This is a genomic window from Legionella taurinensis (assembly GCF_900452865.1).
GTDB lineage: Bacteria > Pseudomonadota > Gammaproteobacteria > Legionellales > Legionellaceae > Legionella_C > Legionella_C taurinensis.
In genome coordinates this window covers 1,545,449-1,570,215 of the sequence record NZ_UGOZ01000001.1, presented here as the reverse complement: position 1 = coordinate 1,570,215, position 24,767 = coordinate 1,545,449, and the positions used below count along the sequence as shown (strand labels likewise).

The window sequence follows — 24,767 nt, the reverse complement described above, 5'->3', positions numbered from 1 at the left end:
ATGATGACAAAATGGATGCAGAATGAAATTGAGTTAAGTATTGAGCGAGGTACCGCCACCGCTTCGGCGTTTCATCAGGGCGGAAAAGAATTCCGGTTTGTTAAGGCCGATGGCTGCAAAAATCTGCGGCACTTTGTCCCAACTGTTTTCTTGTTCGATGCTTGCGACAACCAACTCAAACCCTTTATCCCTGTCCACTGTCACGCCCCAACCATTGATGTAGCATAAGCCGTGCAGCCGCTTGGCCTGAACATGCCCCAATGCTTCCGCTGCCTGCAAATAAGCCAGCGCTTCGTCATAAAGCTGGCGCATTTGCCGTTCATTGCTGGGACTGGCAAACACCCCCCCCTTTGCAGCTCATCACGAAACTTGGCTTCCTCAAGCAGATGGCTGCCCAATTCGTATTGTGCGGCACTGTCATCCAGATTGGTGGAAGCACGCAGGGTTTCCCACACCATTTCATCGGCAAACGGAAATTTTTTATGCCCCCTCAATACCTTGTAAACAGAAGCCAACTGGTGGTAAAGGCCTGTTTCCTTCGTCACCATGTCCTCTGTGGGTTGATTATGAACACGACTTTGCTGCATTGACTTGATTTTCTTAGTCAATGACTTCACTTTATGGCCTTTAAAAAGAATCATCACGTCCCCCTTAATCGACAATTGGCACAGCCATCAGCCATTCAAAAAACCACAGAGCCACCACGGCCAGTAGGATTAAAATTATCAGTTTGGCGCCAAAACTGAATGTTTCTTTAACATCCTGACGCAGATTAACCATGGACTCTTCTTCTGCTTCCTCATTGACAATGCCATGAATGCGATTATCAATCGCATTGGAAATAAAATAGGAAATAACCCCAGCGATAATGGCTGGCAGCAAAACAATGAGAAAAACAAGACCGCCCGCACCGACTTCACTCATCGAATACGATTCTTTCAGATTTTCCCGCCAGATAAACACGAATTCCGGTACATCGTAATTCCAGTTCCAGAGCGCGGCGGGTAAAATATAGAATGAAAAAAGCAAGAAGCTTAAGCCAACGACCAAGGCTATCATGCCAATAATAAAGAGGACTTTATTCTGCCCAAAGCGATCATGTTCCATATTGCCTAATCCATTTAGTTGGGGAAAATCTGGAATTTGCAATGACTCTGCACCATTTTATTTATTTTCCTGTAACATAATGATTATAAGAAGGTATGCGGAATTAGGCAAAGCAAATATGCGGCCGCCGCATCATCCGGGCGGGCTAACGTTATTACATGAGGATTTTTGATGCGACATGTGTTTATGATTTCCGACGGGACGGGTATTACCGCTGAAAACCTGGGCAATAGCCTGATGACCCAGTTTGGCAATATCCCATTTGAAAAACGAACGGTTCCGTATGTCGATACCATCGAAAAAGCCGAAGCGGTGGTACTGGAAATTAATCAACGTTTTGAAGAAACCGGGGCTAAGCCGCTTGTGTTCATGACCCTCATCAACAGTGAAATTGCCAAAACCATTAAACAGGCCCATGCCTGTGTTTATGATTTATTCAATACTTTCCTTGGTCCCCTGGAAAAAGAACTCAATTCCAAATCATCCTATACGGTTGGCCGTGCGCATGGGGTCGCCAACACCCAATCCTACACGCACCGTATTGAAGCCATTGATTATGCGCTGGCACACGATGATGGGGTAAAAATTCGCGGGTACGATCAAGCCGACATTATTCTCATCGGCGTTTCTCGTTGCGGTAAAACACCCAGTTGCCTGTACATGGCCCTGCATTTTGGTGTTCTGGCCGCAAACTACCCATTTACTGAAGAAGACTTGTCCAGTTTTCGCTTACCGGATAGCCTGCGCCCGTACAAGAGCAAATTATTCGGTTTAACCATCGATGCCGAGCGTTTGCAGCATATTCGTACTGAGAGGCGTCCTAACAGCAAATACGCTTCGGCGGAACAGTGCCGGCTTGAGGTCGCTGAAGTCGAAGCCATGTATCGACGTGAAAACATCCCCTACCTCAACTCCACCCGTTTCTCCATTGAGGAAATAGCGACCAAAGTATTGGCCATCGCTGGAATCAAGCGGAAATTTTAAGTCTCACCTGCCTTGATGACGCTGTCGGGTTCAATTGAATCAATCTGATAACCAGGCAACCCGGAAAGAACAATCCGGGTTTGGCCTGACAAGCCCACCCCGGATTGGATCACACCGTGACAATCGCTTTAGGCTTGCCAAAGTGTCATGAAGTCAGTCACCGGCATAGCGCTCAGGGTATTGGTGTCATTCATGGCTTTCAGTATTTCATCGCATCGTTCGTCCGAAAAACGGGTGTTGATATTACGGATAAACTTATCCATCAACACCGGAATCCCCTCTTCACGACGGCGTTGATGACCGATGGGGTACTCGACCGTGATTAAATCGCTTTGACTGCCATCGTTGAAATGAATACGCATGCTATTGGCTATCGAACGCTTTTCCGGATCATGGTAGTCTTGAGAAAAATGCGCATTTTCAGTGACTTGCATTTTAGCACGCAAGGCATCAATCCGAGGATCGGAGGCCACGTCGTCTTCATAGTGCTCTGCTTTCAAGTCGCCATGCAATAAAGCAACTGCCACCATGTACTGCAGGCAGTGATCACGATCGGCCGGATTGTGCAACGCACCCTGTTTGCTGATAATGCGGATAGCCGACTCATGCGTCACCAGTTCGATGCGGCTTATTTCAGCAAGGCGGTTTTTAATTTGGCCATGCAGCTGTACCGCACACTCCACCGCCGTTTGGGCATGAAATTCGGCAGGATAGGATAATTTAAACAGCACATTTTCCATCACATACGATCCGTACGGTCTTTGGAATTTAAACGGCTTCCCATCAAACAGCACGTCGTAAAAACCCCACTTGGGCGCCGAAAGCGCACTGGGATAACCCATTTCGCCACTTGCAGTCATGAGCGCAAGACGAACGGCTCTGGAAGTGGCATCGCCGGCCGCCCAGGATTTGCGGGAACCGGCATTGGGTGCATGGCGATAAGTTCTTAAGCTTTGGCCATCCACGAATACCTGCGACAAGGTACGCATCAGTTGATCCCTGTCAGCACCCAGCAATAAAGCCGCCACCGCACTGCTTGCGACTTTAACCAGAATGACATGGTCAAGACCAACACGGTTAAAGCTGTTCTCCAAAGCCAGACAACCCTGTATTTCATGAGCCTTGATCATGGCGGTCAAGACGGTGTGCATGGACAGCGGCGGCTGGTTGTTTTTTATATTCTGACGGCTGATGTAGTCGGCTACTGCCAGAATGGCGCCCAGATTATCCGAGGGATGGCCCCACTCGGCTGCAAGCCAGGTGTCATTAAAATCCAGCCAGCGGATCATGGCGCCAATGTTAAAAGCGGCCTGCACGGGATCAAGCTCGTACCCTGTGCCCGGGACACGCGCCCCGCCGGGCAGTATGGCGCCCGGTACAACAGGGCCAAGCAATTTGGTGCATTCTGGAAAATTTAAAGCCAGCATGCCGCAACCTAAGGTATCCATGAGGCACAAACGGGCCGTTTCATAAGCCTTCGGACTCTTGATTTCATGGTTTAACACGTAATCTGCAATGTCACTGATTACCTTGTCATAATCGGGTTTTACATTGTCTTCAACATACGAATGCATATTATCCTCTTGCTTCAATGGCTACATAGGCCCGTGGTTCTGGCCCCGTGTATTCGGACGTGGGTCGGATTAACCGATTATCCGCACGTTGTTCAAAAACATGCGCAGACCAGCCAGTAATCCGTGACATCACGAAAATGGGTGTAAACAGTGGCGTCGGAACATCCACGTAGTGGTAAGCCGATGCACTGTAGAAATCCAGATTGGGGAATAATTTTTTCTCACGCCGCATGACGGCCTCGACGCGCTCGGAAATGGTGAACAATGGCGTGTCATTTTTCGCCATGGCGAGTTTTTTGGACCAGGATTTGATGATGTCGGAACGCGGATCGCAGTCTTTATATACCCGATGGCCAAACCCCATGATTTTGGCTTTTTGAGCCAGCATGGTCATTAATTTTTCTTCTGCTTCATCCGGATCACGAAACTGGCTCAGCAGTTCCATGGCCGCTTCATTGGCGCCACCATGCAAGGGCCCTCTTAAGGTGCCGATGGCTGTGGTAATGGCCGAATAAAAGTCAGATAAAGTCGCCGCCGTGACTCTGGCCGCAAAGGTTGACGCATTAAACTCATGCTCCGCATACAGAATCAGCGAGACATTCATCATGTCGCGCTCAAGCGTGGACGGCTTCCGCCCATGAAGAAGGGCGATAAAATGACCGCCAATGGTGTCTTCGTCGCTGTATTCGGAAATTTCCTTGCCTTTGAAATGCCAGGCATACCAATAACACATGATCCCCGGAAACAGGGCCAGCAAACGGTCAGCGATATCATACTGCTGTTTAAAATCATGCTCAGGTTCCAGCGTGCCGAGCATGGAGCAGGCCGTTCTTAACACATCCATGGGGTGAGTGTCTTTCGGTATCAGCTTCAATACTGTTTTTAACGTGCCGGGGATTTCCCTTAAGCCGGTCAGCTTTTGAGTGTAACGGGTCAGCTCATTACGTGTCGGCAAATGGCCGTAGTGCAGCAGGTAAGCCACTTCTTCAAACGTGGCATGGGCGGCTAAATCATCAATAGAATAGCCGCGATAATTCAATCCTGCGCCCTCATGTCCCACAGTCGCGATAGCCGATTGGCCCGCAATCACTCCTTCCAGACCGGCTGTACTATTGACCATGCTCTCCCTCCATTAATTCATCCAGTTTTTTTTCATAATCGTGATAGCCCAGAACATCATACAGATCGCTACGCGTCTGCATGATATCCAGCAAATCACGCTGTGTCCCTTCCTGCACCACGGTCGTGTAGACTTTTAACGCCGCGTAAGCCATGGCACGAAACGCGCTTAAGGGGTAAAGAATTAGACCTACCCCGGCATCCGCCAATTCCTGACGCGTAAACAAGGGAGTTTTACCAAATTCGGTGATGTTGGCCAACACAGGCACTTTCACCTGCTCAGCAAATTCACGGTATTCTTCCAGTTGGGTCATGGCTTCAGGAAAAATCATGTCCGCACCGAGTTCCACACAACGCAGCGCCCTGTCGACCGCCGCCGCCATCCCTTCGACAGCATAGGCATCCGTCCGCGCCATGATGACAAAATCATCACTGCGACGCGCATCAACAGCGGCTTTAATTCGATCCGCCATTTCCTGCTGGGAAACAATGGCTTTATTGGGTCGATGGCCGCAGCGCTTGGCAAGAACCTGGTCTTCGATATGAATGGCGGCAACGCCGGTTTTTTCCATCAGTTTGACTGTTCTGGCAATATTGAAAGCATGCCCCCAGCCGGTATCTACATCAACCAGTAGCGGCAAATCGCAGGCATCGGTAATACGGCGTGCATCATCAAGCACTTCGCTTAAGTTGGTCATTCCCAAATCGGGCAGACCATAAGAGGCATTGGCCACCCCGGCACCGGAAAGATAGATGGCCTGACACCCAGCCTGCTTCGCCAGCATGGCACTATAGGCATTGATGGTTCCCATTACCTGCAAAGGCGCTTGTTCCCTGACTAGTTTTCGAAACTGTCTCCCTGAAGGACATGACGACACGTTGTTCTCCCTAAACATCCAATTCGCTTTTTTATCACGATGGGAGATGGATGGCAACAATCAGGTTATTGAAAAATCGTCGGATTTCCTGTGAAGACGGCCGGAGGGAGGGAGAAGCCCGGAGGATACTCCGGGCCTGAGGCTTATTTGGCAGAGAGTTCTTTCCACCAGTGAGTTTTGGTGTCAGTTGCCCAGTTGCCTTCGCGCATGCGGTTGACGAAGGCTTCTGTTTTTTCAGGGGTTGAGGAATTTTTATCCAGTTTGATGCACCAGTCCCAGTCACCCGTGGTAGACCACATTTTCTCAACACCATCCCATTTCATCATGGAACTTAAATCGGACCAAGGCTTATTTGATTTCATAAAAATTACACTATTCCAAGCGTTCATTATTACTGTCCTTGTTAAAGTTGATCTAAGATTACTTAAGAATACCTTAAGTGATCTCAGAATAGCTCAAATAGGGATGACTTGCCAAAGGAGAGAAAAAAAATTTTCACAATTGAGCCGGCGTCATGGCAGCCGCTCGATTAAAACCCATCGAGCACTAAATAACCAATTGCCCTTTGGAATACCAGCGGCAGTTTCCGGAAATATAGACTCGCTCATTCTGCATTTCACAGCTCAATTCCCCTTTGCGAAATGAGCCCTGCACCGCCTTAAGGCTTTGTTTTTGCAAACGTTCAGTCCAGAAGGGGGTCAATACGCAATGGGCAGAACCGGTGACTGGATCTTCCGGAATGTTGTGTTTTGGATAAAAGCAGCGGGAATAAAAATCCACCTCCACGCCCGGCGCGGTGAGAATCAATCCTCTTTTAGGCAATTTGACAAGTTCAGTCAGATTCACGGACGCCTTTAGCACCTGCGCCTCGTTGTCAAGGACAGCCAGGTAATCAAGGTCACTTTCATACATTTCCAGCAGCGGCTCGTCCACCAGGGCAAGCAGCAAGGCCGGTTTATCAAAGGCTTTGTAATGGAGCCTTGGAAAATCCAGGACATAGCGATTACCCCGTTTGCGTACACTGAGCAAACCGCTTAAACTTTTGAACTCAATGTGTTCCCCATCGGCGTATCCCAGCTCAAACAGGGCAAATCCAGCGGCCAGCGTGGCGTGTCCGCACAAACTGATTTCACCCCGGGGCGTAAACCAGCGGATACGGAACCCTTCGTGATCGCGGATAACGAAAGCGGTTTCTGACAAATTATTTTCAACCGCTATGGCCTGCATCAGTTCGTCATTCAGCCATTCGCTCAACAGGCATACCGCGGCGGGATTGCCATGGAAGACTTTATCAGTAAACGCATCGATCTGGAAAATTTCCATACTTTGCATAGCAGACCTCTTAATTAAAACAAGGATGGCAAGAGTAGCCACCTGACGGATTCATTGCAAGAATTTATTAGACCGTAATCCATTATTCGTCTGCCTGCACCTGACGGGAACGAATAATTCGCCGTAATAAAAAGCGTGACGGCGAAACGGCTTTCATCATGCTTCTTGACATAAAACCAGGCTCGCCACTGATTTGCCCGGCAAGCCATTCGGCACTGAGGGGAATAGTCGTTAATCCCCGCGAACCAAAACCAGCGCAGACATACAGTCCAGGATACACCGGGGGCGGCCCCTTAATCCAGCGTTCGGCATGGCTGTTCAAGTCCGCATAGCACTCTAAAAAACGCTCTTCAACCGGGACTGCACCGACCAGAGGAAGGTAATCCGGCGTTGCGCCTCTGACACCTGCCCAGCTGCTGGCAACAGCGTCACGATGAAATTGAAGCTCGGAAGCCATGGGACTGATTTTCTGCACATTGACCCAATCATCTTCAGAGCGGCAAAGGACGCGTTGCTGGTTTAAATGATAGGTGGCGCCTAAGGCGTGCAGATTGTTTTTCGCCGGAAGCACATGCCCCTCGCCACACAAGGGTAATGTCAGTCTGGCACTCTCCTTCTCGGCCTGCACGAAACTGATTTGTCCGCCAATGGGTTTGATGGGCAAACCCGCAGTCTGGGCGAATTGATTGGCTCGAAAACCCGACGTAATAATGACAACATCCCCCTTCTGGCCATTGACATACCACTGACCGCCCTCAGCCTGTAGGTCAGTGACTGTCGTCTGTCCAAACCACTGCACCTGCGGCGATTGCTGCAACAGGTAATGGCATAATTCACGGCTGTTAAGCCATCCCGAGAGCGGGATGTACAGACCGGAAAACGCCACGCTGAGTCCTGCCAGTTCAGAAGCCGCTGCCGCTGACATCGGCCTTGCCAATTGCGGGTAGGCAAGCAGCCAATCCTGCATGCTCTGCTGCGCGTTTAATTCCCGGGGAGTGCAGGCCAATTGCAAAATACCCTGCATGTCCCCTTCAATCGCCCGCCCGACTACCCGTTTATAAAAAGCCTGCGCATAGAGAAAAGCCGCAAGCATGAATTCGGTTAAGGGTGAGCGGTAGGCTGACAGTCTAGGGTACACGACGGCACGCTCATTGCCCGATGCCCCGGCCGCCGCCTGCGGCGCCTCGTCAAACAATTGAACCTGCCAGCCCCGCCGGCTTAACGCATGAGCGCAGAAACACCCAGCCAGGCCTGCGCCGACAATGATGGCTTTCTTTTGACCCGTGATACCTGGTGTATAAAACCAGGGCGTCTGCCGCCTGCGTTTGGATTGCCTTGCCTCTGACAGTTCAGCGGTGAGCATGTGGCGCTTTTTGCCGTAGCCTGCTTTTTTCGTCAGGATAAAGCCCGAAGCCTCAAGTCCTGTTTTAACCTGAGCGGCGGCAGAATAGGTGGCCACTGTCGTGCCCGGCCGGGATAGCAGTGCCATGGTTTGAAACAGGGAGTGGGTCCACATGCGTTCGTTTTTACAGGGTGAAAAACCATCGAGATACCAGGCGTCCACGGCGGTATGGGAAAAGACCCGATCCAATTCCTTGTCGCCTGACAGGAGTAATTCATCAAAACAGTGTTGAGCCTCACCCAGCATCAGGATTAAATGAATGCGTCCCTGCTCAAAGGTCAAGCGATGAAACCCCGGCGTCAGAACGGGATATTCGTCAAGAAGTTGCTGTGAACACGCTTGCAGGGGCGGCCATAATTGCAGGCACGCCGCTAAATCATCTTTCTTTAACGGAAATTTTTCACAACTGAAATAGAATAAACGCGCGTTTTCGGGGGCGTGATTTTGCCAGAATTGCCAGGTTAACAGGAAATTAAGGCCCGTACCAAACCCCGTTTCGGCAATAGTAAACCGGGGATTCTCCTGCTCATGCAGACGGGTTAAACGCTCTCTGAGGCGGTTGCCTTCGATGAAAACGTACTGCTTTTCCGCAAAACCGTCTTCGCGGGAAAAATACACATCATCAAATGCAGGCGAATAAGGCAGACCTTCACGCCACTCCAGGTCTGCCGTCTGAATTACAGTAAAGGGACTACTCAAACCACCCTCGGTTAAATTGTTGCGTAATTGCCTTTTTCCAGCGCCACAGAAGGCTCCTCGCTCATCCAGCGTTTAAGAACCGGAACGAGAATGAACAGGACGATCCCCGACGCGATGGCAAAAAGGCCAAGGCAGAGGAACACATGGCTATACCCCGCATTGGTTAGCACGGGATCGGTGCTGTCCATTCCCGCAGTCATCCAGTTGGAGCTATAACTTGACAGCGTCGCGCCCACACCAGAGGTCAGCATCCACATCCCCATCATGCCGCCCTGAAGGGAGCTTGGGGCCAATGCACCGATCATGGCATAGCCGACAGGCGATATTAACAACTCACCCACACTTTGCAATACAAAACTTAAAACCACCCAGCCAGGCGACACCAGGCCATCCTGAGCGGCTCTAGCGATTCCTGCCGGCAGCAGCACAAACGCCAATCCAATCAGCAGCAATGCCAGCGCAAATTGAGTGGGGATATTGACATTGACTCCACGGGCGCGCAGCCGATTTAAGGCTAAACTCATCAAAGGTCCGCCTACCACAATGCAGATCGTATTGATGTTTTGAAACCACTGCGGCGGAATGGTCATTAGCATCCAGTCACGCTGCACGTTGTGGGCAATGAAATGGGTCAGCCCCATGGGACCTATCTGAAACAGCATCCAGAAGACGGTTCCCACCACCATGAGCAGCGCAAACGCATGGATTTTTTCCCGTGCTTTCTGCGTGCTTTGCTGGCGCGCGAGGACACAGGCAAGGATTAACATGGCAACACCGGTGACCAGCACCAGTTTATTGGCAAATTCCGCGTAGTGCAGAAGCTGGCTTAACACCAGAGGCAGCACTAATACCATCACAATACCCATCAACGAAGCCCGCCGCCGTGCCGGTTTATCGAGACGACTGTAGGGTGAGTTGTTGTCAGACAGGGTATGCCAATAATAAAGGCAGATGAGCAGGGCCAGCAAATTACCCAGACAGCTTAACAAGAATAAACGCTGGTAATTGTGAGAGAGTTGAAAATACCCGCTTAAGCTGAAACCGATAAAAAAGCCGATGTTCATACCCGCATAATTGAATAAAAACGCGGATTCACGGCGGGTATCAGCGGGTTTAAAGCGCTGAGTCAACATGCAGTTAATGCACGTGACGTTGAGGCCACAACCGGTTAAGAAGGCCGCGAGGCCGACATAGAGAAAATCCTGATTGACCGTGGCAAGCAGAATGCAGCCGATGATTTGTGCAATCATCCCCAGGCTGAACAGGGAGCGATAAGAAAAGAAACGCCCACCCCAATACCCGCCAAGCAGATGTAACGCATAGTTGAAGGCGACAAATACTCCGGTAATGCTATTGGCCAGGCGCGGAGACAACCCGAGCTTGCCCGTAATGTACAGCACCAGGGTTGAATAGAGTACGCTAAAGCTTAAAGTCGAAAAGATCTGAATAAAAAACAATGCAACAATCCCATCCGGTAAATTATTCCATGCTGATTTATTACTATCCGTAATCGACATTAATGCCTTCCTTTTTTTAGTCAAACCAAGTCGACTATGCCATGCAATTTTTTGACTGTCTACGCCGTTTTACAATAAAGATAATCTTCTTACCATTGGGGTCTTTTTCTTTACAAATTATTATCACTGTGACGCAAAAGTAAATTAACTTCACCATGGGTGACACTGTGCTCATATATAATTCAAAAAGAATGTATTTGGCACGAAAAGTAGCGTAAAATGCCCTCTGTTTTTAGCAACAACTTGATGTAAAAATTAAATTGTCGTTATAGTGATTGAAATCAATCCGGATTTGATTATGCAGAGAAAAATCTATTTTACTGGCATCGAAAAACGGTGCGGCAAATCGTTTGTTTCCCTTGGGCTCCTGGCAAGCCTCAAGGAGCAATGCCCCGATCTACGTTGCTACAAACTCTTTTCTGAGGCGGATAATTCCCAGATTCCTCTGCTTAAAGACCTCTCGCAATCCCAACTGAATCCGCTGATGGATGTGAATCAGGGGATTTTGATGATGCGGAATCAGCCCGACGATTTGCTGTCTCAGGTTTTTGAAGCCACTCAATGCACTGAGAAGACCAAAATCAGCTATTTTGAAGGAACCGATTTCGAAAGCGACAATGATGCGTTTGAGTTTCAATTCAATCTCACCCTGGCTTCACAGCTGAATTGTGATTTGATCGTGGTGGTATCCGCCCGTGAACGGACGCTTGAGCATACTTTTTCTCTATTGAATACCACCCTTGAAGCCGCCCGGAAACAACATGCCAACCTGGTCGGCATTATTATTAACCGCGTCGCGCACGCGGACGAAAACGATTATCAGGAACGGTTGCTGGCCGAATTCGGCCACCTGGCGTTAACCACTGTTATTCCTGAGTTTGATGCCCTGGCCAATCCGACCGTCCAGGATGTCGCGCAAAAACTAAACGCCGACGTCATTTGCGGCAAGGATGAGCTGCTTAGACCCGTAAAACAGATGACCATCGCCGCTAAAACCGTGGGTAACTTCCTGGAGTCGCGGCTGGATCGCAATGGCATGCTTATCATTACACCGTCGGATCGGGTGGATATTCTGCTGGGCTCGCTGCTGGCCGATCAATCCGCCAATTACCCTAAAATTGCCGGGATTGTGTTAACCGGCGGCGAAATGCCGGGCAGCGTGCTTTGTGAAATTATCGCCGGTCTTGAACGCCCGTTCCCGGTGTTATTAACGCAATGCAAAACCTATGAAACCGCAACAACGCTTTATTCCGCCAAATTCAGCTTAAATCAGGACAATCCCGGCAAGGTTGCCGACACCATCATTGCCCTTAAGCCGTTTTTATACGAACCCGTTATCAACCTGTTGCAACACCAATCCCTACCCAACCGCCTCTCGCCGGCTGTTTTTCTTTACGAATTAATACGCAGAGCCAAACAGGCCAAAAGGCACATTGTGCTGCCGGAAGGCGACGAACCCCGCATTTTGATTGCAGCAGACCATTTGTTGAAACGAAACGTGGTAAAAATTACTCTGCTCGGTAATCCGGATAAAATTCATCTGTTAGCCAAACGCATGGATCTGACCTTACCCAATGTCCAGATCATCGATGTGGAAACCAGTCTTCAGCGTGAGCAATTTGCCCATGCCTACTATGAGTTGCGCAAGCACAAAAATGTCAATTTACCCATCGCTCTGGAACGAATGAGTGATGTCAATTATTTTGCCGCCATGATGGTGTATACCAATCAGGCGGATGGCATGGTCTCCGGAGCAGTGCATACCACCGCCGATACGGTCAGGCCAGCCCTGGAAATTATTAAAACCAAGCTGGGTGTGACCAAAGTCTCTTCCATCTTCATCATGTGCATGCCGTCCCGGGTGCTCATCTATGGGGATTGCGCCATTAATCCTGAACCTGACAGCATTACTCTGGCGGAGATTGCCTTACAAGCGGTCAATATTGCCAAACAATTGGGCATTGAACCGAAAGTCGCCCTGCTGTCTTACTCTTCAGGCAGTTCAGGCAAAGGCAACAGTGTTGAGAAGGTGGCCAAAGCCATGGCGCTGGTAAAACAACAACAGCCTGAATTATTGGCTGAGGGCCCCATTCAATACGATGCCGCCGTGGATCCCGAGGTAGCCCGTAAAAAACTCCCCGATTCCCGCCTGGCCGGGGATGCGAACGTCCTTATTTTTCCTGATTTAAATACCGGCAACAATACCTACAAAGCCGTCCAGCGCGAAAGCGGTGCTCTGGCAATCGGCCCGGTCCTGTTAGGATTAAACAAACCAGTCAATGATCTAAGCCGCGGCTGTACGCCTCAGGACATCATCAACACCATTCTGGTCACCGCCATTCAGGTTGAAGGAGACTCTGCGTGAATATTTTAACCATTAATGCCGGCAGCTCTTCGATAAAATACAAGGCCTATGCAGTTGACCATGACAACAGCAATGTGATTCTCTCCGGCTTAATTGAAGGCATCGGTGAAAGCACCAGCCAATGGCATCATCAATTCCGCGGCAAACAAAGCAGCACGCACCGGTTTATCGATCACCGCCAGGCTTTTTCCGAACTCGCCGAACAACTGCGCCTCGATCTCGACGAGCATCCCATTCATGGCGTAGGCCATCGCGTCGTCCATGGCGGTATTGATTTTTTTGAACCGACTGTGATTACCCCCCCGGTATTGAAGGCCATTGAAAATCTTGCCAATTTAGCCCCCATTCATAATCCGGTGAATGCCCAGGGCATTCTTCTGGCACAGCAATTTTACCCCGATGCCACCCATGTCGCTCTTTTTGACAGCGGTTTTCACCACACCATGCCCGCCTACGTGCATCAATATGCCATTGACAGTGAGCTCACCAGAAAATACCCCATCAGGCGGTATGGCTTCCATGGCATTAACCATGAGTACGTCGCCAGACAAATGGCGATTCACTTACAGAAACCATTGAGTGCCTGTCAGTTCATTACCCTGCATCTCGGGAACGGCGCCAGTGCCTGTTTAATTAAAAACGGCCAATCGTTTGACACCACCATGGGCATGACCCCCCTGCCGGGTCTCATGATGGGCACCCGCTGCGGCGACCTTGATCCGGCCATTATTTTCTACCTGCTTGACCAGGGGTACACTGCCCGGGAAATTGATAATTTGCTCAATAAAAAGAGCGGACTTAAAGGCATCGCCCACGACAATGACATGCGGCGAATTTTGGCGCGCGCGCAGTCGGGGGATAACGAGGCAACGCTTGCAATTGACATGTATGTGTACCGAATTCAAAAAACCATCGGTGCTTACCTGAGCCAGCTTGACGCACTGGATGCGCTTATTTTTACCGGCGGCATTGGTGAGAATGCCTATCCTATCCGCCAGGCTGTGCTGGAATCACTGAAGCCCCTGGGTTTTCATCTCGACAAGGCGCTGAATCAAACCACACAGAACCACCTGTGGCCTATTCATTCACAAGGCCATCCAATCTATGTCGTTCGCGGTGACGAAGAGCAATTGATGTCGCAAAAAGTGGCCGAAATACTGACAAAAAAAGCTTAATCCTGAACAAGCCTTAGGAATAAGACCTAAGGCTCGTTCATCTTGACAGCTTCCGTATAACCGCTGGCCGATTTAAACAGTCGTTTTCATGCACTCAGCCAGCACGGTTTCCGCAGCCAAATGCGTCAATCGTAGTTCCTCTTCTGCGTGCGCACTGGACACAAAGCCGGCCTCGTACATGGAAGGAGCAAAATAAATCCCCTTTTGCAGCATGCCATGGAAAAATCGTTTAAACAGCGCTTCATTGGAAGCCGCGACGTCGGTGTAATTATCGATGGATTGTTTGCCATTGAAACAAAAACCAAACATGCCCCCTAATGAGGCTGCAAAGAACGGGATCCCCAAATCGGTGGTAATGTCCTGCAAGCCTTTAACGAGTTGGCTGGTGGTCAGGCTTAATTTCTCGTAAAAACCCGGTTTGGCGATTTCCTCAAGTGTGGCAAGACCCGCGGCCATGGCCAAAGGATTGCCGGATAAAGTCCCGGCCTGATAAACCGGCCCCTGCGGCGCTAAATGCGACATAATGTCCGCTTTACCACCGATAGCACCGACAGGCATTCCACCGCCGATGACTTTACCCAGCGTGGTCAAATCCGGGGTTATTTTGAAAACCTGCTGAGCCCCGCCCAACCCGACCCGAAATCCGGTCATCACCTCATCAAAAATAAGCACCGTGTTATAAGTGTCACACAGCGCGCGTAAACCCTGCAAAAAATCAGGTTTTGGCAGGACGAAGCCCATGTTACCCGCCACAGGCTCAAGAATAATTGCGGCCACATCGCCAGAAAATTGCTCCATCAGGCGGGCAGTCTGTTCAAGATCGTTAAAATCAGCCGTTAACGTGTGTTCGGTGATGCTTGGCGGAATCCCGGGGGTGGCGGGGATTCCAAGCGTCAATAAGCCTGAACCGGCTTTAACCAGTAGGCTGTCATTATGACCATGATAGCACCCATTAAATTTAATGATTTTGTTTTTGCCAGTATACCCTCTGGCTAAACGGATGGCGGTCATGGTTGCCTCCGTGCCGGAATTCACCATGCGTACTTTCTCAATGGCTGGCATCAATTGAATGATCTTTTCCGCAAGCCGCACCTCCAGCTCGGTGGGCGCACCAAAACTCATGCCGTTATGAAGCACGTTCGAAACGGCATCAACGACCGAGGGGAAGCAATGGCCAAGAATTAAAGGCCCCCATGAGCCCACATAATCAATGTAGTGGCGGTCATCGACATCCACCAGGTAAGCGCCTTTGCCCTGCTTAAAGAAAATGGGCTCACCGCCAACGCCTTTAAACGCACGCACGGGTGAATTAACGCCGCCAGGAATAACGGCCTGGGCCTGTGAAAATAATTCATGTGAATAGCTCATGACGACTCCATTGCCAAAAAAAAGCTATAGTATCCACTTTTAAGGAGAGTGGCAAAAAAAAGCGGATAAACTTTACATTGTTTTTGACTGTGGTTAAATTACCGCTTTTTAGTTGAGGCAACAGGTATGCAAGAATACAAGCGCTATATCTGCGTGATCTGCGGATTTATTTACGATGAGGCGGAAGGCTGGCCGGAAGACGGCATCGAGCCCGGAACCCGCTGGGAAGAAGTTCCTGAAAACTGGTTTTGTCCGGATTGCGGTGCCGGGAAAGAAGATTTTGAAATGATCGAGATCGAATAACCGCAAGCTTTCACCGTGCCCCAACCCTCTCCCGCCAGCGGGAGAGGGTTGGGGCGTTCCTTTTCTACCCCAATACCAACACGCCCTTTCCCCTGCCGCTGAAGAGGAAAGACTATGACTTTTTGCGATTGCGGCGAGCACCTCGCAGCAAATTGAGCATTTCCACACCCAACGAAAAGGCCATGGCAAAATAAACATAGGCGCGGGGGATATGGAAAGAAAAGCTGTCAGCCACCAGCACCATCCCGATTAAAATCAGGAAACTCAACGCCAGCATTTTCACTGTGGGGTGTTTTTCAATAAATCGGCTTACAGGCTCACTGGCGTAGATCATCACTAAAATCGCGCAGGTAATGGCCGTTGCCATCACCCAGAAGCGCGTTGTCAAGCCAATGGCCGTCAGCACGCTGTCGAGTGAAAAAATAATATCCATGACCGCCACCTGAATAACCACGGCTCTAAACGTGGCCGCACCCTTGCCGCTAAGCACTTTTGACGTCGGCTCCTCCCCAACTTCATGGTGAATTTCCTGAGTCGCCTTGGCTATTAAAAACGCGCCTCCAGCGAATAAAAATAAATCACGGCCTGAAAACCCAAACGAGCCCACTTGAATAAAGGGGCGGGTTAATTTAACCAGCCACACAGCAGAAGCCAGGAGCATTAATCGGGTAACCCAGGCAAACGTTAAGCCCCAACGCCTGGCCTTACGGCGCTTTTCAGCCGGCAATTTTTCAGTCAGAATCGACAAGAACACCAGGTTATCGATTCCAAGCACTATTTCCAGGATAATCAGCGCTGATAGGCTGACGATGATATCAACAACATCCATTTGCAATCTCTTTGACGTGGTAAAATAACTGCTATTTTCCACGATCGTGCCGTCGAGGTAAATGATTCACATTAGGCAGGAGATTCGTTATAATAACGCGCCATGTTCTATTAACGTTTGTAGGTGACGACAATAATTAAGCTAATCAAAAAGCTGTTACGGAAAACCAGGACTAAACACGTGCCTGTTAATGCCAGCTACATCATTCCCCGTAATCATCATCATTTATCGAAAACAGATATCAGCCCCAACGCCCTAAAAGTACTCAATCGGTTAAGCAGTTCGGGATTTGAAGCGTATCTTGTTGGCGGAAGTGTGCGTGATCTTTTATTGGGTAAATCGCCCAAGGATTTTGACGTGGCGACCAATGCCACACCCGCTCAAATTAAAAAATTGTTCCGTAACGCGCGAATCATCGGCCGTCGCTTCAAACTGGTTCACATCATTTTCCACCGCGACATCATTGAAGTGGCGACGTTTCGAGGCACTGAGGCCATGGATGCCAACCAGCAGACCAATGAGCAGGGCATGCTGGTGCGCGACAACGTCTACGGCACCCTGGATCAGGACGCCTGGCGGCGCGACTTCACCATTAACTCCCTGTACTACAACATAGAAGATGCTTCGATTGTTGATTTTACTGGCGGCGTCAAGGATGTCAGCGATCGGCTCGTTCGCATGATTGGGGATCCGGTCACCCGTTATCAGGAAGATCCCGTCCGCATGCTGCGGGCCATCCGTTTTTGTGCCAAACTGCACTTCAACATGGCGCCAGAAACCAGTGCCCCGCTTGCTCAGTTAAGCCCCCTCATCCGCCATGTTTCTGGCTCGCGTCTTTTTGACGAAATGACCAAGCTCTACCAGTGCGGTGAAAGTGAAAGCGTGCAACGTTTATTGCAGGAACACGGTTTATTCGCAGAACTCTTTGAGCAAACCCATCGCCTGTTAAACAGCGACTACCCGGTAAATGCCCTGTTGGGGATTGCGCTCGAAAGCACAGACGCCCGCATTCGTGACAGCAAGCCGGTCACACCGGCTTTCGTGTTTGCCGTATTGCTCTGGTTCCCTCTAAAGGCCAAAGCCCTGCAATTACAACAGGAAGAAAACATTCCCGCCCTGCCGGCGCTGGAACGGGCCATGAATCATGTTATCGCCGAACAGAATAAGGTCATTGCCATACCCAAGCGCTTTACTCAGGTCATGCGGGAAATGTGGCTCCTGCAATTTCGCTTTAACAAGCGCCACGGTGGAAGAGCGCTTAATCTGTTAGAACACCCGCGTTTTCGCGCCGCCTTTGATTTTCTTGCCTTGCGGGCCTTGGCCGGTGACGAATCGATGGAATTGGCTCAATGGTGGACAACATTCCAGGACGTGCCTGAGGAAGAGCAAACGGCGATGATTGCGGCTTTAGCACCACCGCCTTCGCGAAAACCCAAACGACGCCGCAAGCCTAAAACCGTGTCATGACCTGTGTTTATTTAGGCTTAGGCAGCAACCTCGGCTCCGCCGAGAGGCAGTTGCGCCTTGCCTTGGCGGCCTTGCGGACTCTCCCTGATACCTGTCTTTTACAGACAGCGCCCTTTTATCGCAATGAGGCCTGGGGAAGAAAAGCTCAACCTCGGTTCACCAACACCGTGGCCGCCATTCAAACCCGCCTTTCTCCACAGGCCTTACTGGCCCACTGCCACCGCATTGAACACAACCAGGGCCGCCTGCGTGAGATCAAATGGGGTGCAAGAACCTTGGACATTGACATTTTGCTGTTTGGTTCCCTGGTTATGGATAGCTTAAACTTGACCATCCCTCATCCGCGCCTGCTGGAAAGAGACTTTGCCTACCTACCTCTGCTCGCACTGAATCCACACGTTACACTTCCTGACGGGCGTCTGCTGTCTGATGCCCTTTGTTTTTAATTGCATGTTGTCTTTTTTAAAGAACTAACTACACTAGATATAACCACGGCGGTTTTTTGCGAGGGAATCGTGTACGCCACTATTTTGCATGCCACGGATTTAAAAGAGAACCATTTTGCCATGTGCCAAAAAGCCGCAGCCATTGCCAAGGCATTTGGGGGCACACTCCATCTTCTGCATGTGATTGAGCCCCCTGCGTCGTTGCAGTTGGCTCAGGGACTGGGTTTTGCTGAGTTGGCCAATCCGGTCAAAGACGATGCCGTAACCGTCATGAATGTGCTGGGTGACGCCTTGACTATTCCTGTGTCGCAGCAGCATGTCGAAATCGGCTCCATTAAACAACTGGTGCTCAAAAAAGTAAAGGAATTAGGCTGCAGTTTAGTGATTATCGGCAGCCACACGCCTGGGCCTTTGCCGGCTTTTTTAGGCAGTACCGCCCATGCTGTCGTCCATCATGCCCCCTGTGATGTGCTGACCTTGCGAATCTAAGGCCAGCCCTGAACCACTTGACGGGTAATTTCGGTAAACCGTTTTGGCGTGAGCGCTTCTTCTATCTCTTCTTTTTGATTGTCTTTAAGCACCTGATAAAAGCTTTGATACCCTGTTTCACTGAGCAGATTGTTATACGCGGCCAGAGAAAGGGACGCCAGTTTCTTATTTTCGCTCGGCATGTCAGGGGGAATTAAAGCGGGTGCAATCTGCTCATAGGCATACCCTATTTCGAGCAAAAGGCCCTCCTGAAACGATTGGGCTATTAATTCCACACCGACAGGCATATGCCCCTTCCGGGTGTAGCCTATGTTGATGCTTAGAGCGGGCAAACCGGCATTAGACGCTACCGGTGCCTGCCAGGTGTTGACCTGATAGGCATCGTAGGTGGCTTCACCCACCCGGCTAATCGGCATCAGCAGGACATCCAACTGATTTTCACGCATGTACTTCTCCACATACGCTCGGTTACTGGCAAAACGCTGTAAGGCTTCCCGGTAAGATCGACTGTTCTTGGCCGGCAGATCAGTCAAAAACGTAAGGCATGCATTTACATCACCATACACCCGGGTCCGGTTTGACTGGCAAAAATCACGGTAATTTTTTCGGACTGAGGCAAATGACTTGAAATAGTCATTGATTTCCTCAGCCATTCCGGACATATTCACATTGCGATTATTAATAAAATCCGTGAGATAGATATTATCGATGACCGTGACGCCGGCCTGACGCAGTTGGGTTAACATCCCCTGCAGCCCTTTTTCTACGTCTCTCGGCATGCCCTGAAACGGTTTGATTAAACCCACCTGACGTACTATGCCAAGCCGCTTGCCCCTCAGCCCCTCCTTCTTCAGAAAGGCTCGGTACGTCGGAACCCGCGGTACCGACAGCGTTTTGCTGTCATGAGGGTCCGGTTTGGCGATGGCATCCAGAATAAGGGCCATGTCTTCAATATGGCGCGTCATGGGACCAGCCGTCCCATCGAGGTTGCCGTTGGGAAAAATGCCTGACTGGCTAACCAATCCAGTACTGGGGCGTAACCCGTACAGGGCATTAAATGCTGACGGTATACGGATGGAGCCGCTGTTATCCGTACCAATTCCTGCCAGAGCAAACCCCGCACTGACTGCTGCGGCGGAACCACCGCTTGAGCCGCCGGGGTTTTTTTCGGTATTGTAAGGGTTACCAATACGGCCACTGCGGCTGCTGATGCCAAACATGCCTGAAGCGAATTCATCCATGGCCCCTTTGCCTAAAATGACAGCCCCTGCTTTTCTTAATTGAACCACCAAAAAAGCATCTCTGGCCGGTTGATTGCCAAGCAAGGCAAGACTACCCACTGTACTGGTTGAATCATACGAGTCAATGTTGTCCTTGATAACGAGCGGCACACAGTGCAGGGGCCCAATCAAACGATGGGTTCTGGCATAATACTCATCCAGCGCCTGCGCTTCGGCCACGCTTTGCGTACTGAGGACTGTCCAGGCATTAATCGGCGGCCGGTCATCACCGCCCAGGTTGTACTGTTTTATCCGTTTAAGATAACGATTAATCACCTCCGTACAGGTGGTTTTCCCTTGAGCAAGCTTAGCCTGCATGTCGCCGATGCTCTCAAAGGGCGGCGCAATCGATGCGCCATAGGCCATACTGTACAAGCCAAGAATCAGCAGTCCCAGATAATTTTTTTTATTTTTCATCCTTAAACCTTCTTTGACACTGCCCGTCCGCTCATCTAACCCCAGTGTGATTAAAGTAACCGGCACTCGACAAGGAAATTAATTAATTTTTAGCTATATCAATCACTTTCCCGTGGCATGTCAAGTCACTGACCTGATAAATTTGTCTTATACTATAGAAATGTTCACTCCGCATTCAGGGAGGATAAGCCGTGCAACCCACATTGTTAATCGTTGATGACGAACCCAGCACGCTTATCAGCCTGCAGCGAACGCTCACGCCCGAAGGATATAAAGTTCATATTGCTGAATCCGCGATGGACGGTCTTCACATCCTTGAAAATAATCCCATTGACATCATTATCTCCGACATGCGCATGCCGCAGATGAACGGCGCGGAATTCCTCAAGGAAGCCGCAGAACGTTGGCCTGATGTCAGGCGTATCCTGATGACCGGTTACGATGACATTCACACGGCAATTGCCGCGATCAACGTCGGTCAGGTGAATTATTACCTTGCCAAGTCCTCTAAAAAGGAGGAAATGTTAAGCGCCATTAACAGCATGCTGGAAAATAAATTACTGCGTGATCAAAATCGCATCATGCAGGAACTGATTAATCAGCAAAATGAAAAATTAAAAATTCTAAACGGCCAATTGGAAGAAAAAATCCAGAAGCGCACGGCGGAATTGCATCGCAGCTACGCGGATTTACAGGAAACCCATGAAGCCGCCATTCAGGTTTTTTTGTCCATTCAGGAATTGAATGAAAATCACAACAAAGGGTATTCCCGCAAAGTGGCCACTCACGCTAAACTTCTGGCAAAAGCCATGCACCTCAATGACAAGGAAATTCAAACCGTGTACCTTGCGGCCATGCTTCACAACCTGGGCCGCAACGGGTTGCGTGAAGAGATACGATTTAAACCCTTTGCCCAACTGACGACCAGAGAATACCAGGAATTCAAGCAATACCCGATTTTAGGCGCCATGTCACTTTCTGCTTTTCCTTCGCTAAAAGAGGTGGTCAATACCATCCTTTATCATCGCGAGCGCTTCAATGGCAAAGGGTACCCGCATGGGGTAAAAGGCGACTCCATACCCCTTTTTGCAGCCATTCTCGCCATTGCTGTCGATTACAATGAATTAATGTATGGCTTAATTTTTCAGGAGAAATACCCAGCCAAACAAGCCTTGGCTTACATGAAAGAAAATGAGGAACGTTACGATCGAAAATTATTACTGCTGTTCATGGATATCATTGCGTCGTTGCCGGAACAACAGACCGCGTTGATGGAAAAAGCCCTGGAGCCGCATCAATTACTCAGCGGCATGGTGTTATCCAGGGATTTGAAATCGAGTGAAGGATTCATCTTTCTTAAAAAAGGCAGCAAACTGGATGATGAACTAATCGATCGGATCACAGCACTGCACAATGTCCTGGTGTACGTTTACGAGCCGGTAATCCCACCTGTTTCTGAGGACTAGCGTTTCTTCACATGTTTCATCAACCGTCTTTTGCGTTTAACCTGCCGTTCGCTTAATTTATTCTTTTTGCCTTTAAATGGATTTTCACTGCCTCTGAATTCCAGTTTCAAGGGGGTTCCCACCAAATCGAGGTGCTGAATAAACGCGTTGGTTAAGTAACGTTTGTAGCTGTCCGGCAAGGCATCCAGTTGATTGCCATGAATCACGATAATCGGCGGATTGTGCCCGCCAGCATGGGCATAGCGTAATTTAATCCGGCGGCCGCTGACTAAAGGCGGGTTGTGCTGGGTTACCAAATCCTGCAGCAGCCGGGTTAATTTAGGTGTCGATAACCCCTGCATGGCGGAACGATAGGCTTGTTCAATGTCATTAAATAATAAACCAACCCCGCTGCCGTGCAGGGCTGAAACGAAACGGGTTTTCGCGAACTGGACAAAGTGGAGCCGGCGGGCCAACTCGTCTTTGACATGTTGTTTATGCGAATCCTCAAGTCCATCCCATTTGTTGACGACAATCACCAAGGCCTTGCCGGACTCGACAATAAAGCCCAACAGGTGCATGTCCTGTTCGGTTAAACCCTCACGAGCATCAAGAAGCATGAGGCAGACGTGGGACTCCCGGATGGATTGCAGGGTTTTGATAATGGAAAATTTTTCAATTTTCTCATCGACCCGCGAACGTCGACGCACACCGGCAGTATCAATCAGAATGTAATTTTTTTCATCCCGGGCAAAAGGAATAGCGATGCTGTCGCGGGTGGTTCCCGGCATATCATACACCACAACCCGCTCCTCACCCAGGATGCGGTTGACCAGGGTGGACTTACCCACGTTGGGGCGTCCGACAAAGGCGATTTTAATGCCCTTTTCACCCGTGTCTTCATCCTCTGAGGCCTGTGCGAAATCATGGGTCATGGCGCGAAGCAAGGGATGCATGCCGCGTCCATGGGCAGCCGAAATGGCATGCAGTTGATTGAAGCCTAAGGACTGAAATTCAGCGGAGGCAATTTCCTCATCCAGACCATCGCTTTTATTGACCACTACAAAAACCGGTTTGTTGATTTTTCGCAATTGCAGCGCAATTTGTTCATCAATGCCGGTTAAGCCGGCCCTCGCATCGACCAGGAAAAGAACGATGTTGGCTTCGTCCAAAGCAATCTCTGACTGCCTGGACATCAGTTCATCCACCGCCTGGTCTTCAACGCCGACACCGCCGGTATCAATCACGATGAAGGGTTTGTTTTCATAAACCGCTTCACCGTATTGGCGATCACGGGTTAATCCTGGAAAATCAGCCACCAGAGCATCTTGCGTTCGTGTCAAACGATTAAAGAGCGTCGATTTACCCACATTGGGTCGACCAACCAAAGCAATAACAGGTATCATCGATTAGCTCACTGTGTAACGGCTTAACTTCCCATTGGAGGTCATGACGTAGAGATTGTTGCCCAATGCCAGCGGCGCTACACTCACCGCGCCACTCATGGGCGCCCTGGCGAGAAACTCCCCGTTTTGGGTTGATAGCACGTGCATTGTGCCGGTTCTATCGCCCACAAACAGCCGATTCCCCATCAATACAGGCTCGGTTAATCCCCGGGCTTTTAACGCAACCTGTTTCCAATTGACCTGACCATTGCGGGTATTGATCGCCCAAATGACGTCATCACTGTCAGTCAGGTACAAACTATCACCGCGAACGACCATGTTTTTATAGAGCGACACGGGTTTGTTCCACAGGAACTGCCCATCCGTCAGCGACAGGGCACCAATGTAACCCTGGTAACTGCCAAGAATAGCCACATTGCCTCGAATAATCGGATCGGCGTCAATGTCCACCAACCTTTCGACATCGCTTGACCCCGTCGCATAGACTATGCTTTTTTGCCACAACAAGTGCCCAGACGCCAGATCAACGGCATCCATTTTGCCATCCGAATAGCCGACAACGACCACATTGCCACTGACTACGGGCGACGAGCTGGCTTTCAGAATCAAGCTGGGCGCGCCATGCACTGAGACCCATTTTTTCTCGCCGGAGTGCACATCAAAAGCATAAAGGTTACCATCAATCGTTTTGGCGATGACCTTGCCTTGAGCAATGATGGGCTTTGCCAATACTTCACCGGACACATTGGCTTTCCAGAGTTCAGAACCATCGCTTTGTTTTAAGGCAACAATGGATGAATCATCGGTAGCCAGTATCAAACTGCCTTCACCGACCGCAGGGCCGCTGACCAACGTGTAGGGAATTTTTTTAGCCCATTGCTGGGTGCCTGTGGATTTATCAATGGCCTGGACATAGCCGTTATGATCCGCGCTGTACAGAATATTACCGGAAACAATAGGCCTTAAGCGGAGGTAAGCCTCATTTTTCCGCGAACTTCCGACAGGTGCATTCCATTTTTCAACCAGGGTCACTTTCGCTTTGACCGGTTTTAACTCGGAAGGCTGCGGCGTGTTGTCCTTACCGAGCATGTAATCATCAATTTTACTGCAGGCTGGCAACAAACCAATCAAAGCCAGCGCCATCATACTTCTACTCAACTTAAAA

General features: G+C 49.8%; 21 protein-coding genes and 1 pseudogene. 8 read left to right on the top strand and 14 right to left on the bottom strand.

Annotated elements, in window-relative coordinates; translation table 11 throughout:
- Window positions 1–33: 33 nt before the first annotated feature.
- A pseudogene (locus DYE45_RS07305) lies at window positions 34–641 on the bottom strand (hypothetical protein).
- 10 nt (window positions 642–651) lie between these two features.
- Window positions 652–1,107, bottom strand: a complete 456-nt coding sequence (locus tag DYE45_RS07300; protein WP_108291629.1) for a hypothetical protein — start codon at window positions 1,105–1,107, stop codon at window positions 652–654.
- A gap of 168 nt (window positions 1,108–1,275) precedes the next feature.
- Here DYE45_RS07300 and ppsR point away from each other — a divergent pair, with 168 nt between their 5' ends.
- Window positions 1,276–2,091: a posphoenolpyruvate synthetase regulatory kinase/phosphorylase PpsR gene (gene ppsR / locus DYE45_RS07295; RefSeq protein ID WP_108291631.1), complete on the top strand. Its 816-nt coding sequence runs from the start codon at window positions 1,276–1,278 to the stop codon at window positions 2,089–2,091.
- Window positions 2,092–2,219: 128 nt separating this feature from the next.
- Here ppsR and DYE45_RS07290 read toward each other — a convergent pair whose 3' ends face one another.
- From DYE45_RS07290 to DYE45_RS07260, 7 genes are all read right to left on the bottom strand, one after another.
- Window positions 2,220–3,665, bottom strand: coding sequence for a bifunctional 2-methylcitrate dehydratase/aconitate hydratase (locus tag DYE45_RS07290; protein WP_108291633.1), 1,446 nt, complete (start codon window positions 3,663–3,665; stop codon window positions 2,220–2,222).
- Window position 3,666: 1 nt separating this feature from the next.
- On the bottom strand, window positions 3,667–4,785 hold the full coding sequence (gene prpC / locus DYE45_RS07285; protein WP_108291635.1) for a bifunctional 2-methylcitrate synthase/citrate synthase: 1,119 nt from the start codon (window positions 4,783–4,785) through the stop codon (window positions 3,667–3,669).
- Complete coding sequence (prpB, locus tag DYE45_RS07280) at window positions 4,775–5,662, bottom strand: methylisocitrate lyase (RefSeq protein ID WP_207393852.1); 888 nt, start codon at window positions 5,660–5,662, stop codon at window positions 4,775–4,777. Before prpB ends, prpC begins: the two co-directional genes overlap by 11 nt.
- 143 nt (window positions 5,663–5,805) lie before the next feature.
- Window positions 5,806–6,051 (bottom strand): hypothetical protein, encoded by a 246-nt coding sequence (locus DYE45_RS07275; RefSeq protein WP_058526261.1) that lies wholly within the window; start codon window positions 6,049–6,051, stop codon window positions 5,806–5,808.
- Window positions 6,052–6,208: 157 nt separating this feature from the next.
- Complete coding sequence (locus DYE45_RS07270) at window positions 6,209–6,994, bottom strand: PhzF family phenazine biosynthesis protein (RefSeq protein WP_108291639.1); 786 nt, start codon at window positions 6,992–6,994, stop codon at window positions 6,209–6,211.
- 82 nt (window positions 6,995–7,076) lie between these two features.
- Window positions 7,077–9,095: a bifunctional tRNA (5-methylaminomethyl-2-thiouridine)(34)-methyltransferase MnmC2/FAD-dependent 5-carboxymethylaminomethyl-2-thiouridine(34) oxidoreductase MnmC1 gene (gene mnmC / locus DYE45_RS07265; RefSeq protein WP_160160696.1), complete on the bottom strand. Its 2,019-nt coding sequence runs from the start codon at window positions 9,093–9,095 to the stop codon at window positions 7,077–7,079.
- Window positions 9,096–9,106: 11 nt separating this feature from the next.
- A complete protein-coding gene (locus tag DYE45_RS07260) occupies window positions 9,107–10,612 on the bottom strand; it encodes a peptide MFS transporter (RefSeq protein ID WP_108291643.1) in 1,506 nt (501 codons plus the stop codon).
- 298 nt (window positions 10,613–10,910) lie between these two features.
- Here DYE45_RS07260 and pta point away from each other — a divergent pair, with 298 nt between their 5' ends.
- Together pta and DYE45_RS07250 are read left to right on the top strand one after the other, a co-directional pair.
- Window positions 10,911–12,977: a phosphate acetyltransferase gene (pta, locus tag DYE45_RS07255; protein WP_133138146.1), complete on the top strand. Its 2,067-nt coding sequence runs from the start codon at window positions 10,911–10,913 to the stop codon at window positions 12,975–12,977.
- Window positions 12,974–14,152: an acetate/propionate family kinase gene (locus tag DYE45_RS07250; RefSeq protein WP_115300685.1), complete on the top strand. Its 1,179-nt coding sequence runs from the start codon at window positions 12,974–12,976 to the stop codon at window positions 14,150–14,152. Before pta ends, DYE45_RS07250 begins: the two co-directional genes overlap by 4 nt.
- 72 nt (window positions 14,153–14,224) lie before the next feature.
- Here the strand turns inward: DYE45_RS07250 and hemL are convergent, their stop codons facing one another.
- A complete protein-coding gene (hemL, locus tag DYE45_RS07245) occupies window positions 14,225–15,520 on the bottom strand; it encodes a glutamate-1-semialdehyde 2,1-aminomutase (protein WP_115300684.1) in 1,296 nt (431 codons plus the stop codon).
- Between the two features lie 126 nt (window positions 15,521–15,646).
- Between hemL and DYE45_RS07240 the strand changes: the two genes are divergently transcribed.
- The gene (locus DYE45_RS07240) at window positions 15,647–15,823 is read left to right on the top strand and encodes a rubredoxin (RefSeq protein WP_058530208.1); all 177 of its coding nucleotides are present in this window, start codon (window positions 15,647–15,649) and stop codon (window positions 15,821–15,823) included.
- Window positions 15,824–15,935: 112 nt separating this feature from the next.
- Here DYE45_RS07240 and DYE45_RS07235 read toward each other — a convergent pair whose 3' ends face one another.
- A complete protein-coding gene (locus tag DYE45_RS07235) occupies window positions 15,936–16,652 on the bottom strand; it encodes a TerC family protein (protein WP_108291651.1) in 717 nt (238 codons plus the stop codon).
- A 153-nt stretch (window positions 16,653–16,805) separates the two neighbouring features.
- Between DYE45_RS07235 and pcnB the strand changes: the two genes are divergently transcribed.
- The 3 genes from pcnB to DYE45_RS07220 all read left to right on the top strand — a co-directional run bounded on the left by pcnB (window position 16,806) and on the right by DYE45_RS07220 (window position 19,054).
- Window positions 16,806–18,119, top strand: a complete 1,314-nt coding sequence (pcnB, locus tag DYE45_RS07230; RefSeq protein ID WP_108292003.1) for a polynucleotide adenylyltransferase PcnB — start codon at window positions 16,806–16,808, stop codon at window positions 18,117–18,119.
- The gene (folK, locus tag DYE45_RS07225) at window positions 18,116–18,565 is read left to right on the top strand and encodes a 2-amino-4-hydroxy-6-hydroxymethyldihydropteridine diphosphokinase (protein WP_108291653.1); all 450 of its coding nucleotides are present in this window, start codon (window positions 18,116–18,118) and stop codon (window positions 18,563–18,565) included. The genes pcnB and folK overlap by 4 nt, the downstream gene beginning before the upstream one ends.
- 69 nt (window positions 18,566–18,634) lie before the next feature.
- Window positions 18,635–19,054, top strand: a complete 420-nt coding sequence (locus DYE45_RS07220; protein WP_108291655.1) for a universal stress protein — start codon at window positions 18,635–18,637, stop codon at window positions 19,052–19,054.
- Here the strand turns inward: DYE45_RS07220 and DYE45_RS07215 are convergent.
- Window positions 19,051–20,751: an amidase gene (locus DYE45_RS07215; protein ID WP_115300683.1), complete on the bottom strand. Its 1,701-nt coding sequence runs from the start codon at window positions 20,749–20,751 to the stop codon at window positions 19,051–19,053. The two genes, DYE45_RS07220 and DYE45_RS07215, sit on opposite strands and share 4 nt — an antisense overlap.
- Window positions 20,752–20,942: 191 nt before the next feature.
- Here DYE45_RS07215 and DYE45_RS07210 point away from each other — a divergent pair, with 191 nt between their 5' ends.
- Complete coding sequence (locus DYE45_RS07210) at window positions 20,943–22,217, top strand: HD domain-containing phosphohydrolase (RefSeq protein WP_108291659.1); 1,275 nt, start codon at window positions 20,943–20,945, stop codon at window positions 22,215–22,217.
- Here DYE45_RS07210 and der read toward each other — a convergent pair.
- Together der and bamB are read right to left on the bottom strand one after the other, a co-directional pair.
- Window positions 22,214–23,602: a ribosome biogenesis GTPase Der gene (gene der, locus DYE45_RS07205; protein WP_108291661.1), complete on the bottom strand. Its 1,389-nt coding sequence runs from the start codon at window positions 23,600–23,602 to the stop codon at window positions 22,214–22,216. The genes DYE45_RS07210 and der overlap by 4 nt on opposite strands.
- A 3-nt stretch (window positions 23,603–23,605) precedes the next feature.
- Complete coding sequence (gene bamB / locus DYE45_RS07200) at window positions 23,606–24,748, bottom strand: outer membrane protein assembly factor BamB (protein ID WP_242602634.1); 1,143 nt, start codon at window positions 24,746–24,748, stop codon at window positions 23,606–23,608.
- Window positions 24,749–24,767: the final 19 nt, after the last annotated feature.